Source organism: Microbacterium sp. Z6_144 (genome assembly GCF_057197625.1).
The window spans coordinates 1,335,008-1,347,417 of the sequence record NZ_JBXVPT010000001.1; the positions used below are offsets into that span (position 1 = coordinate 1,335,008).

The 12,410-nt window shown below is 71.2% G+C and carries 11 protein-coding genes; 3 read left to right on the forward strand and 8 right to left on the reverse strand.

Features of this window, described 5'->3' with window-relative positions; all coding sequences use genetic code 11:
* Window positions 1-644 precede the first annotated feature (644 nt).
* Window positions 645-2,036 carry a zinc-dependent metalloprotease gene (locus tag AC2DGY_RS06510; protein ID WP_484508884.1) on the reverse strand — a complete coding sequence of 464 codons (1,392 nt, stop codon included), beginning with the start codon at window positions 2,034-2,036 and terminating at the stop codon, window positions 645-647.
* Between the two features lie 126 nt (window positions 2,037-2,162).
* On the opposite strand from AC2DGY_RS06510, the gene AC2DGY_RS06515 reads away from it, so the two are divergent.
* Both AC2DGY_RS06515 and AC2DGY_RS06520 read left to right on the forward strand, forming a co-directional pair.
* Window positions 2,163-3,287, forward strand: coding sequence for a YlbL family protein (locus tag AC2DGY_RS06515; protein WP_484508885.1), 1,125 nt, complete (start codon window positions 2,163-2,165; stop codon window positions 3,285-3,287).
* A gap of 58 nt (window positions 3,288-3,345) precedes the next feature.
* Window positions 3,346-6,258, forward strand: a complete 2,913-nt coding sequence (locus AC2DGY_RS06520; protein WP_484508886.1) for a UPF0182 family membrane protein — start codon at window positions 3,346-3,348, stop codon at window positions 6,256-6,258.
* A gap of 63 nt (window positions 6,259-6,321) precedes the next feature.
* Here AC2DGY_RS06520 and AC2DGY_RS06525 read toward each other — a convergent pair whose 3' ends face one another.
* Genes AC2DGY_RS06525 through idi form a run of 7 tightly spaced genes read right to left on the reverse strand, consistent with a single transcriptional unit; the run spans window position 6,322 to window position 11,868 of the window.
* Complete coding sequence (locus AC2DGY_RS06525; protein ID WP_484508887.1) at window positions 6,322-7,212, reverse strand: prenyltransferase; 891 nt, start codon at window positions 7,210-7,212, stop codon at window positions 6,322-6,324.
* Window positions 7,209-7,514 (reverse strand): lycopene cyclase domain-containing protein, encoded by a 306-nt coding sequence (locus tag AC2DGY_RS06530; RefSeq protein ID WP_484508888.1) that lies wholly within the window; start codon window positions 7,512-7,514, stop codon window positions 7,209-7,211. The genes AC2DGY_RS06525 and AC2DGY_RS06530 overlap by 4 nt, the downstream gene beginning before the upstream one ends.
* Window positions 7,511-7,843 carry a lycopene cyclase domain-containing protein gene (locus AC2DGY_RS06535; RefSeq protein ID WP_484508889.1) on the reverse strand — a complete coding sequence of 111 codons (333 nt, stop codon included), beginning with the start codon at window positions 7,841-7,843 and terminating at the stop codon, window positions 7,511-7,513. Before AC2DGY_RS06535 ends, AC2DGY_RS06530 begins: the two co-directional genes overlap by 4 nt.
* A complete protein-coding gene (gene crtI, locus AC2DGY_RS06540) occupies window positions 7,840-9,390 on the reverse strand; it encodes a phytoene desaturase family protein (RefSeq protein WP_484508890.1) in 1,551 nt (516 codons plus the stop codon). Before crtI ends, AC2DGY_RS06535 begins: the two co-directional genes overlap by 4 nt.
* Window positions 9,387-10,256 carry a phytoene/squalene synthase family protein gene (locus AC2DGY_RS06545; protein ID WP_484508891.1) on the reverse strand — a complete coding sequence of 290 codons (870 nt, stop codon included), beginning with the start codon at window positions 10,254-10,256 and terminating at the stop codon, window positions 9,387-9,389. The genes crtI and AC2DGY_RS06545 overlap by 4 nt, the downstream gene beginning before the upstream one ends.
* Window positions 10,253-11,320, reverse strand: a complete 1,068-nt coding sequence (locus AC2DGY_RS06550; RefSeq protein ID WP_484508892.1) for a polyprenyl synthetase family protein — start codon at window positions 11,318-11,320, stop codon at window positions 10,253-10,255. Before AC2DGY_RS06550 ends, AC2DGY_RS06545 begins: the two co-directional genes overlap by 4 nt.
* On the reverse strand, window positions 11,317-11,868 hold the full coding sequence (idi, locus tag AC2DGY_RS06555) for an isopentenyl-diphosphate Delta-isomerase (protein ID WP_484508893.1): 552 nt from the start codon (window positions 11,866-11,868) through the stop codon (window positions 11,317-11,319). Before idi ends, AC2DGY_RS06550 begins: the two co-directional genes overlap by 4 nt.
* 89 nt (window positions 11,869-11,957) lie before the next feature.
* Here idi and AC2DGY_RS06560 point away from each other — a divergent pair, with 89 nt between their 5' ends.
* The gene (locus AC2DGY_RS06560; protein WP_484508894.1) at window positions 11,958-12,410 is read left to right on the forward strand and encodes a MarR family winged helix-turn-helix transcriptional regulator; all 453 of its coding nucleotides are present in this window, start codon (window positions 11,958-11,960) and stop codon (window positions 12,408-12,410) included.

A 12,410-nucleotide genomic window follows, 5' to 3' on the forward strand; every position in this document is an offset into this window, starting at 1 on the left:
CATGGGCGGCATCGCAGGCGAGGCAGGCGGTGACCCCCGGCTCGATGACCGGACCCACCGTCGCGCCGGCGCCGTCGAACACGAGCGGCAGGTGTCTCACGTCACCGGAGACGAGCGCCGCGGCGCGGCGCGGCTCCACCAGGTGCGCGGCCAGAACCACCACGGTCCACCCCGGGGATGCGACCGCCGAGACGAACGGGTTCCACGCGGCGACCTGCACCTGCGCGCCGGTGCGTTCCAGTGCCGCCGCGACGAGGTCCGCGATCGCCGCGTCGACCGCATCCGCGGTCTGCAGCACGATCAGCGGCGCCGGGGGCGTCCGCTGCAGCACCGGCTGGAGCTCGGCGAAGAAGGCGTCGGCCTGCCCGCGGCGGATGCGGCGGGACTTCAGCAGGCCGGCGAGCGCGTTGTCCGGGATGCCGCGCACCAACTCCGCGAGGAGATGCTCCTCCCAGGGCTGCGGCTCTTCCAGGCGGGCCAGGCCCTCCACGCCGAACTGGAGGGTCGTGGCGTCGCGCCACAGCGGTGGGTGAGCGGGATTCAAACGCAGCATGGCCCGATTGTGCTCCGCCGGGTGGACGGCCGGGGGGCCTGTCCACACCCGGCGCCGGCGCGGAGCGATTCCCGGGGGTGGGGAGGAGCGGTCAGACCTGTCGCGGGCCATCCGGCGCGGTGTCGTCCGGGTCGGACCCGGGGGCGGGTTCCCCGTCGCCGCTCTCCTCGGCCAGGAGCCGAGCGAGCGCGTCGTCGATCGCGTCGTTCTGCGGCGCCTCGCCGCGCGCCTGCGCCGACAGGCGGGCGACGAGGCCCGCGGGGTCGTCGATGTCCTCGGCGGTCGGCATGAGGTCGGGGTAGTCCCACAGTGCGTCGCGACCGGCCACCCCCACCGCCTCGGTGACGGCCCGCCACAGGGCGGCGGCTTCGCGCATCCGCCGTGGCCGCAACTCCAGCCCTACCAGGGAGCTCAGCGCCTGCTCGGCGGGGCCTCCCACCGCGCGCCGACGGCGGACGGCCTCGGCGATGCGCTCGGCCGAGGGCAGGCGCGTCGTGGCGTCGGCCGTGACGACGTCCACCCACCCCTCGATCGTGGCCAGGAGGTTCTCCAGCCTGCTGAGGGCGGCCGTCTGCTCCTCGGACCGCGGCGGCAGGAGCGCGCCGCTCTCCAGCGCACGGCGGAGTTCATCCGGCTCCGAGGGGTCGAAGCGCTCGGCCAGCTGCTCCAGGGCGTCGGTGTCGACGTGGATGCCGGAGGCGAACTCGCGCACCTGCGAGATGACCTGGAGGTGGAGCCACCGGGCATGCCGGAACAGGCGTGCGTGGGCGAGCTCGCGGGTGGCGAGATAGAGCGCGAGCTGGTCGTCGGGGATCTCCAGATCGCGACCGAAGTCGGCGAAGTTCTGCGGCACGATGGCCGCGTCGCCGGCGGGCATGACCGGGATGCCCACGTCTCCGCCGCTGACCACCTCGGTGGACAGGCGGCCGACGACATGACCGAGCTGGGTGGCGAACAGCGACCCCCCGACGCTGCGCATGAGTCGCCCGGCGCCGGCGATGAGATCCTGCATGTCTTCCGGCGCCTGCGCGCCCAGCGCGTTGGTGAGCGCATCCGCGATGGAGGTGGCCACCGGCTCCGCCAGTTCCTGCCACACGGGAAGGGTGGCCTCCACCCAGGCCCCGCGCGTGATCGCGCGCGGCGGGGCGGCGAGGTCGGAGATCGTCGTCGCCTCGCTCAGCCACAGGGCGGCCAGTCCCAGCGCCGCGTCCACGTCGGTGCGCTGGCCGGCGGTGATGCCGCGGTCGTCCTGATTGGCGATGTGCAGCGCCTGGCGCTTGGCCAGCTCCCACGAGATGCCGTCGTCGCCGGAGGCGAACGCGCCCTGCAGGTGGCGCATCATGGTCTGCATCGTCGCGGGGTCGATGGGCATGCCCGACAGCCGCGACAGCTGCTCCGCATCCATCGCGCCGCCCTCTCCCGAGAGCAGGCGACGCAGAAGCTCCTGGAACTCCTCTTCGGGGCTCCGGTCCTCGTCCGCCACTTCAGCCGCCTTTCAGCCGGGTTTTGTTCTGGCGATCTACGCTAGTCGTACGCACTACTCGCACTCCCCGGCTGACCCTCTGGTCTCTTACGCCGGTCGCGAACGACCAGCGAAGAAAGGCCTCTCGTGGCGCTGTTCGACGAGAACACAACCATCGTGCCCGCGCCTCGCCGCCGCTGGAGCCGCAGCGCGATCACGGGGCTCTGGGCGCTGTGCATCGCCCTCGTCGCACTGCTGCTCCTCACCTTCCTGCCCACCGCCTACGTGATCCAGCAGCCGGGTCCGGTGTACAACACCCTTGGGACGGTGACCGACGCCGACGGCGAGGAGGTGCCGCTCATCTCCGTGGAGGACGCCGAGACCTACCCGCCCCAGGGGGCGCTGGACCTCCTCACGGTGCAGGTGGTCGGGAACCCCGAACGCCGGCCATCCTGGTTCGAGCTGGCGGTGGCCTGGTTCGACCCCTCCCGCGCGGTGATTCCGCTGGACCGGGTCTTTCCGCCGGGGCAGAGCACCGTGCAGCGCAACGAGGAGAACGCCGCGCTCATGGTGGACTCGCAGCAGGAGGCGACCGCGGCGGCGATGAGCGAGCTCGGTTACGACGTCACGGCGGAGATCGCGATCCATTCCCTCACCGACGACTCCGCCGCCGAAGGCCTCCTCGAACCGGGCGACGTCGTCCTCGGCGCCGGCGGCGATGAGGTCTCGGACGCCCAGCAGGTGCGCGACGCCGTCGTGGCCGGCCGCGGCGCGCCAGTGACGCTCCTGATCGAGCGCGACGGAGCCGAGCGCGAGGTCTCGGTGACGCCGCGCGAGACCGAGGCCGAGGGCGAGACGACGTGGCTCGTGGGCGTTCAGCTCACCGCCGTGTACGACTTCCCGTTCGAGGTCACCATCCAGCTCGACGACGTGGGGGGTCCGAGTGCCGGCATGATGTTCGCCCTCGGGATCATCGACGTGCTCACCCCGGGCGATCTCACCGGCGCGCAGCAGATCGCCGGAACCGGCACCATCGACGCCGCCGGCGAGGTGGGGCCCATCGGCGGCATCCGTCAGAAGCTGTTCGGTGCCCGCGACGCCGGCGCCGAGTACTTCCTCGCGCCCTCGGCGAACTGCGACGAAGTGGTCGGACACGTCCCAGAAGGGCTTCAGGTGTTCTCCGTCGACGAGCTCGACGACGCCCTCGCCGTCCTCGAGGCGATCCGCACCGACGGCGATGTCGAGGCTCTCCCCACCTGCACCGCCGGCTGAGGCCCCGGTTCGCGGCATCCAGGGCGTTCCCCTGGACGGTGCCGCCTAAGATGGGAGGGTGACCACGACCTCTCCTCCGAAGCCGGCCACGCCCAACCGCTCCCGACGTGTCATCGCGATCACCCTCGCTGTGATCGCCGCGCTGGTCGTGGGCTTCTTCGTGTTCGCGAGCCTCTACGCCGACTGGATGTGGTTCCGTCAGCTCGGTTTCACCGAGGTGCTCACGACCCAGTGGATCGCGCGCGTCGTGATGTTCGTGGTGGGCTTCCTCGCCATGGCGGTGCCGGTGTGGGGCGCCATCCAGCTGGCGTACCGGCTGCGCCCCGTCTACGCGCGGCTGAGCTCGCAGCTGGACCGCTACCAGGAGGTCGTGGAGCCGCTCCGCCGTCTGGCGATGTGGGGCATCCCGATCTTCTTCGGCTTCTTCGCCGGGTTCGCCGCGTCCGCCCAGTGGGAGACCACGTGGTTGTGGTTCAACGGCGTCGCCACCGACCAGACCGATCCCCAGTTCGGCCTCGACACCGGCTTCTACCTGTTCGCGATGCCGTTCTACGGAGCGGTGCTGGGCTTCGCGTCGGCCGTCCTCCTGATCTGCCTGCTGCTCACCGCCCTCGTGGCGTACCTGTACGGCTCCGTGCGGGTGGGCCAGCGGGAGTTGCGCATCTCCAAGGCGGCACGCATCCAGTTGGCCGTCCTCGCCGGTCTCTACGTCCTCGTGCAGGGCGCGAGCCTCTACCTGGACCGCTACCGCACGCTGGTCGAGGCGGGGGACCGCATCACCGGACCCGGCTACACCGGCGTCAACGCCGCCATCCCCGGCCAGACGATCCTCGCGATCATCGCCGTTCTGGTGGCGATCCTCTTCTTCGTCACCGCCGTGATCGGCCGCTGGCGCTACCCCCTCATCGCGACGGCGCTGCTGGTGGTGTCCTCCCTCGTGCTCGGCGTCGGATATCCGTGGGTGGTCACCACGTTCCAGGTGCGCCCGAACACGCTGCAGCTGGAGAGCGAGTACTTCCAGCGCAACATCGACATGACCAAAGAGGCGTACGGGATCGACGATCTCGAGAAGCAGGACTTCACCGCCGAGACCGACGTCGCGGCGGGGCAGCTGCGGGCGGATGCGGCGACCACGGCGCAGATCCGCATCATGGACCCGGCCATCATCGGTCCCACCGTCCGCCAGCTGGAGCAGTACCGCGCCTACTACCAGTTCCCCGACGTGCTGGACGTGGACCGGTACCAGATCGACGGCCAGTCGCAGGACACCATCGTCGCGGTGCGCGAACTCAACATGGACCAGCTCTCCGACGCCGGCACATGGCAGAACACCTCGCTGGTGTACACGCACGGCTATGGCATGGTGGCCGCAGCCGGCAACGAGCGCACGCCGGACGGCGACCCGGTCTTCCTCGAGCAGGCCATCCCGTCCACGGGCTTCCTCTCCGAGACCGACTTCGAGCCGCGCGTGTACTTCGGCGAGTACTCACCGGAGTACTCCATCGTCGGCGCGCCGGAGGGCACAGAGCCGATCGAGCTCGACTATCCGATCGGCAGTGACGGCGGCTCCGACACCCGCACCACCTTCACCGGCGACGGCGGCCCGAGCGTGGGGAACGTGTTCAACCGCCTCATCTACGCGCTGAAGTTCCAGTCGGAGCAGATCCTCTTCTCCGACGCCGTCAACGAGGACTCGCAGATCCTCTACGACCGCGACCCGAGCGAGCGCATCCGGAAGGTGGCGCCGTACCTCACGCTGGACAGCGACCCGTATCCCACGGTCGTGGATGGGCGCATCCAGTGGGTCATCGACGCCTACACCACGAGCGCGAACTTCCCGTACTCGTCCGGCGTGAGCCTGTCCTCGGCGATCGCCGACACGAACAACCCCGCGCCCCGCTACGCGCTGGACGACATCAATTACATCCGCAACTCGGTCAAGGCCACCGTCGACGCCTACGACGGCAGCGTGACGCTCTACGCGTGGGATGACGAGGACCCGGTGCTGCAGGCGTGGCAGAACGTCTACCCCACCGCCCTCGAGCCCTACAGCGAGATGTCGGCCGACCTGATCAGCCACGTGCGCTACCCCACCGACCTGTTCAAGGTGCAGCGGTCGATGCTCGGGGTCTACCACGTGGACGACGCGCGGTCCTTCATCCAGCGCGACAACGCGTGGGCGACGCCGGACGACCCACAGGATGACAGCCGCCTGCAGCCGCCGTACTACCTGACGATGCAGATGCCCGGCCAAGAGGCACCGACGTACTCGATGTTCACGACCTTCATCCCCTCGTCGCAGGGGAGCAGCCGCAACGTGCTCACCGGGTATCTCGCGGTGGACTCCGATGCCGGATCCGAGGAGGGCACCAAGGGCGAGGACTACGGCAAGCTGCGCATGCTCGTGATCGACTCCGCCACGACCATCCCCGGCCCCGGGCAGGTGCAGAACACGTTCAACTCCGACACGGCCGTCTCCTCGCAGATCAACATCCTGCAGCAGGGCCAGTCGCAGGTGCTTCCCGGCAACCTGCTGACCCTCCCGGTCGGCGGCGGACTCCTGTACGTGCAGCCGGTCTTCGTGCAGTCCTCCAGCGGCACGCAGCTGCCGCAGCTGCGTCGCGTCCTGGTCGCCTTCGGAGAGCAGATCGCCTTCGAAGAGACCCTGAACGAGGCGCTGGACGAGCTGTTCGGCGGCGACTCCGGTGCCGACACCGGCGACGGCGAGGTGATCCCGGACGAGCCGGATCAGGCTCCCACCGACCCGGGCGAGGGTACCGAACAACCGGAGACCCCCACGGTTCCCGCGGACGAGTACCAGGCAGCGCTCGAAGAGGCGCGAACCGCCCTCACCGAACGCCAGGCGGCCCTGCAGGCCGGCGACTTCGCGGCCTTCGGTGAAGCGGACGCCCGCCTCACCGCAGCCGTCGAGCGGCTCCTCGCGCTCGAAGAGGCCCAGAGCGGCGAGTGATGTCCCGCTTCTGCAGGATCTGAGCCGTCAGAACCTGCAGAAGTGGGACACCGCGCGGGGGTCTCAGGGTCGGGTCAGCGCCCACCAGATCAGCAGAAGGGTCGCGCCGAAGCCGGCGACCTGGTTGATCCACAGGAACCGGCTCCAGCCGGCCGTCGCCCGATCGGCGGTCGCGTCGGTGACCGATCGATAGGGCCACACGACGGCCAGGTACGGCAGCACCAGCGCCGCGGCCAGGGGTCCGGGCCATGCCGTGGCCAGCATGGCGAACCCCGCCAGCGCATAGCAGAGGAGTGCGAAGCGCACCGTCCACCGTGCCCCGCGGGCGGTAGCGATCGACGAGATGTCCGCGGCGCGATCGGCGGCGACATCCTGCACGGCCCCGAAGGCGTGCGAGGCGACGCCCCACAGCCCGAAGGCCACGATGATCACGACGAGCTGCCACGTCCAGGTCGCACCGGCCAGGACGAGACCGTAGACCGCGGGGGAGAAGAAGTGGATGCTGCTGGTCACCGAGTCGGCGAAGGGCCGCTCCTTCAGCCGCAGAGGCGGCGCGGAGTAGAACACGACGAAGAACAGGCTCGCGGCCAGGACGAGCCACGAGAGCGGACCGCCGAGGATCACCAGCGCGACGATGAACGGGACGCACCCCAGGGCCGCGGACCACAGCGTGACCCGGTGCATCCGGCGGTCAAGGACCGCGCCGTGCGTACCGCCCTTCCGCGGGTTGCGCAGATCCGACTCGTAGTCGAAGACGTCGTTGATGCCGTACGTCGCGAGGTTGTAGGGCACGAGGAAGAACACCGTGCCGATGACGAGAGGGAGGTCGATCCGCTGCGCGGTCAGGAGGTACGCCGCAGCGAACGGGTACGCCGTGTTGATCCAGCTCACCGGGCGGGAGGAGACCAGGAGGTCGCGCACGACGCCGGCGGGCCGCAGCGGCGGGGCGCTCACGAGGGCTCCGTGGTGCGCAGCAGTGCGAAGACGGCCGGCACGCCGAAGGCGGCGCACAGCGGATAGGCGAAGTCCTCCAGCGGGGCGAGACCGATGCGCAGGCCGGACAGGTGCTCGGGCGGGTAGGTGAACAGATCGAGGGCGATCATGACGTTGTCGAACACCGCGGTCAGGGCCAGGAGCACAAGCGCCGCAGCGGCGGAGGCTCGCATCCGCGCACCGAACCGCGGGCGGAGGGCCGACAGCGCCGTCACCATCGCGGTGACCAGGAGGAAGGGCACGATCAGGAGCGGATACGTCATGCCCGCGCCCCCCGGCGGGTGAGCAGACGGTCCGCCCCCGCCCACGACACGAGGGCGAGGTAGCACAGGAACGCCAGGAACACCGGCTCCTCCAGCGGCAGGTGGGGCGCGAGGTCGACGCCCAGGAGCAGGGGGCTTCCGCCCTTGACGAACACCCCGGTGAGGATCCCCGTCGCATCCCACGCCAGGAAGAACGCCGTTCCCACCGCCACCGCACCCAGCGTCGCCCACGGCGCACGCGGCCCGATCAGGCGCAGCCGGACGTCCAGGACGATCATCCCCGCCGCGGAGATCAGGATGGCGAGCAGGTAGAGGCCCGGCACCCTCACACCGCCGTGGCGACGGGCTCAGCCACGGGCCCGGGGGAGCGGTCACCGCGCAGCCGTTTGAGAACGAGCTCGGCCGAGATGAGGCACATCGGCAGACCGATCCCGGGGAGGGCCGAGGTTCCGGCGTAGTAGAGGCCACGCACGCGGCGGGAGGCGTTGCGCGGGCGGAAGACGGCGCTCTGGCGGAGGGTGTGCGCGAGCCCCAGTGCGTTGCCCCGCCATGAGTTCAGATCGGCGGCGAAGTCGCCCGGGGCGATCGTCCGGCGGACGACGATGCGCTCGGCGAGGTCGGGGATGCCGCACCACTGCGAGATCTGCTCGATCACGCGATCGGCGGCGGCCTCGATGGCCGCGTCCCCACCGCCGCCCACCCCGCCCCGCCCGAGCGCCGGGTCGGCGGGCACCGGCACGAGCACGAAGAGGTTCTCGTCGCCGTCCGGGGCGACGGTGGCGTCCGTCGCGCTGGGCCGGCACACGTACAGGGACGCGGGCGAGGGGATGCGGGAGTCCGGACCGACGATCGCCTCGAAGTTCTCCCGCCAGGCGGGGGCGAACAGCAGCGAGTGATGGGCGAGCTGGGGAAGGGGCCCGCGGACGCCCAGGAGCACCAGGAGGGCGCCCGGGCTGGGCGTGCGGGTGCGCCACCAGCTCTCGGGATAGGTCCGGTCGGCCGGGTCGGCGATGAGGCGGGTCTCGGTGTGGTGGAGATCCGCGGTGGAGACCACCACATCGGCCGGCACCACCTCGCCGGATCCCAGCCGCACCCCACGGGTCGCGCCGCCCTGTACGAGGATCTCCGCCACCGGCGCCGCCGTGCGCACGAGCGCGCCGTTCTCCCGGGCGAGGCGCTCGATGGCCGCGATGAGAGCGGTGAATCCGCCTCGCGGGTAACGCACGCCGTCGTTCATGTCGAGGTGGCTCATCAGGTGGTAGAGGCTCGGCACCCCGTAGGGCGATCCGCCGAGGAAGACGGCCGGGTACTCCAGGATCTGCCGCAGCCGCGGGTCGGTGAAGCGCGACTCGACATGCCGGGCCAGGGAGCGGGTCAACAGCGGCAGGAGGCGCGGCAGGCGGCGCACCACGGCGGGATCGCGGAGCCCGGCGGTCGACGAATACGGGTCGTACAGGAAACGGCTGACGGCCAGGTCGTACGCGTCGGCAGCCGAATCCAGGTAGGCGTCCAGCCGGGCGCCGGCGCCGGGCTCGACGGATTCGAACAGCGAGGTCGCCGCATCCCGCCCCGACACCACATCCAGCGGATGCGTGCCCTCCGCGCCGAACACGCGGTAGGCCGGATGCAGCGGCACGAGGTCGAGCTGTTCCTCGGCGCTGCTGCCCAGCAGTGCGAAGAAGTGCTCGAAGACCTCCGGCATGAGGTACCAGCTGGGGCCGGTGTCGAAGCGGAACCCGTCCTGCTCCCACGAGCCCGCCCGCCCGCCGACCTCCGCGCGCGCTTCGCACACGGTCACGTCGTGCCCCTCGGCGGCGAGGAGTGCTGCGCAGGCCAGTCCCGCGATCCCGCCACCGACGACGACCGTGCGCGTCATCGGCTCCGCCCCTGCGGGCGGGCGGTCACCGCCGCCCGTGCGGTCAGGGCGGCCTTGACCGCATCGGGGACGCGCACGCGCCCCGAGCCGGCAGGGGCGCGGCGCAGACGCCGGGACAGTTCGGCGAACAGATCGTGTGCGCTCGACACGGCGCGGCGGCAGTCGCGGGGGAGCCGCGGGATCACGGCCGCCGCGGCGGCGAGGTCGTCGTCGATGCGGTCGAGCACCTCGATGCGCCGCGCGCCCGCGGCCGCACCCGACAGGTAGTCCCGGCCCAGCCGCCCGGCGTCATCGTCGAGATCGCGGAGGAAGTTCACGTCCTGGAAGGCCGCGCCCAGGCGCCGGGCGCCGTCGGCGAGGCCGTCGGGGGCTGCGGCGGGACGGGGGGAACCGGCGTTGAGGAACACCTGGAGGCACATGAGACCCACGACCTCGGCCGAACCGTACACGTAGGCATCGTGGGAGCCGGCGTCGTGAGACGTCGTGTCGATGTCGGTCCTCATCGACGCGAAGAACGGGGAGATCAGACTCTCCCCGATGCCGCACTCGCGAGCGGTACGGGCGAAGGCGTGGACGACGAGGTTGGCGCTGAACCCGCGCGTGATGGCGTCGAGCGTCTCCCGTTCGAGGGCGTCGAGCACGTCGCGCTCCCGCGCGCGGCTGAGCCCCGCGTCCGCGGCCGGACCGTCCACGACCTCGTCGGCGACGCGGACCAGAGCGTAGACGTTGCGGACGTGCGGCCGCGGCCGCGGACCGAGAAGGCGGCACGCGAGGGCGAACGAGGTCGAATACCGCGCGATGACCGCTGCTGCGGCATCCTGCGCCGTGCGGTCGTAGAGCGCGAGTCCGGCGGGCCGGCGGCTCACGGAACGCGCTCCCGGACGGCGTCGACGAGGTCGAAGAGCATCGCCCGTGTCGCGCCGGGGAGCAGCGCCTCGAACGCGATGTCTCGGGCCTGGTCGAGGGTCTCTCCGACAAGGAGCTCGAGGCGGTGGCGTGCTCCGGAGGCGGCGAGCGCGTGCTGCGCCGCGCGGACGGCCACCGGTCCGGTGTGTGCGCGCGCGAGCGCGTCGCTGACCTCGGGCCACCGGTCGCTTTCGCGCGCGAGGGCGACGAGCGGCGTGCGCTTGGCCTCGCGCAGGTCTCCGCCTTCGGTCCTTCCGGCCACCGCGGCCGGTCCGAAGGCGCCGATGAGGTCGTCCACGAGCTGGTAGGCCAGCCCGAGGTGCGCGCCGAAGCGGCGCAGCGCCGTGCGCGCCGACACCGGTGCGCCGGCGAGGATGGCACCGGCTTCCAGCGGCGCGGAGAAGGAGTACACGGCGGTCTTGTTCGCGGTGGCCACGAGGATGGCCTCGGCGGCGACGCCCGCGTCGGCGACCACGGCGTTCTCGACGTCGGCGAGCTCACCCACGGCCGAGACGATGACCGCCTCCTCCACGAGAGCGAGCAGCTCCCTGCGGGTGCCGGTGGACACGTCCGCCAGCGCCACCAGCCGGATGGCTTCGTGCAGCAGCAGGTCGCCGGCGAGGATGCCCGCCGCGTCGCCGAGCGCGGTGGCACCGGCAGCATCCGCTCCCCGGGAGCGGGCACGGGCGCGGAACTCCCCGCCGACGTTGAGCACGCCGCGGCGCAGGATGTCGTGGTCGATGACATCGTCATGCACGACGAACGCGGTGTGGAGGAGTTCGAAGGCGGCCGCCACCGGGTAGAGCGACTCTTCTCCGGAGGCACCACCGAGGGTCTCGAAGGCCGCGACCACGAGGGTGGGACGGAAACGCTTGCCCCCGCTGCCGGCTCGCTGGATGGCGGCGGCCAGGGCGTCGGCGGAGTCGTCCCGTCCCGCCATCCGCCGGCGAAGGCGCTCGAGCACGGTGTCGATGGCCCCGTCGATCGCCTCGCGGGTCGCGGGGGCAGAGGCCTGCGTGATCATGACGCGCGTCGCCGTTCGCGGGGAGCGCCGAACAGGCGCAGCTGCTCCGCCTGGAGCACCAGCCAGGGGCTGAACGCCCAGGGGGTGGCGTCCAGGGCGGTGGCCAGGTCGATGGGGTCGACCCACTCCGCATCCGCGACTTCCCGCGGATTCAGTTCCGGCACGTCGCTGGTGCGCGCGGTGTAGACCGGGCAGATCTCGTGCTCGACGATGCCATTGGCGTCGGTCGCGCGGTATCGGAAGAGGGGGAGGGCGAGTTGGATGTCCGACAGGGTCAGGCCGAGCTCGTCGGACGCGCGACGGCGCACCGCGGAGATCACCGGCTCGGCCGGGCGGGGGTGCCCGCAGAAGGAGTTGCTCCACACGCCGGGCCACGCGGTCTTGCCCAGTGCGCGGCGCGTGACGAGCACCTGACCGGCGTCGTTGACGACGTGGCAGGAGAAGGCGAGATGCAAAGCGGTGTCGGTACCGTGCACACTGCTCTTCGGGGCTGTTCCGATCTCCCGGCCGTCGACGTCCAGGAGCACGACATGTTCGGTCTCGATCATCAGGCCTCCGATTTGCTAGTTTATCTAGCGAGTGGGGCCGACTATACAAGCGGAGGAAGGGAGTGTCCATCTTGTCGCACGCTGCGCCGATGCCTGGTACAAGGCGGGAGAGCGTCACCGAGGCGCTGTTCGCCGTGCGCGCCTTCAGCGACGCGATGGATCGCATGCACAGCGGGATGAAGGGCGACATGGACATGAACGCCACCGACCTCGCGGCGCTGCGGATGCTGATCGTCCGCGAGCAGCGCGGGGAGACGGTGAGCCCCCACGATGTCGCGCGGCACCTGCGGATCTCCACCGCCTCCACGACCAAGCTCCTGGATCGCCTCACCGCGACGGGACACCTGGAGCGTCTCCCGCATCCGCACGACCGCCGTGCCCGCGTCGTGGAACTCACCGACCATACCCGCCGGGAGTTCTTCGAGCACTTCGGGGCCCATCTGAACGCCATGCGGGAGGTCGCGCAGGAGTACACCGACGAGGAACTCGCCGTGATCGCACGCTTCCTGGGCGAGATCGCCGACGCCGTCGACCCCCACTGA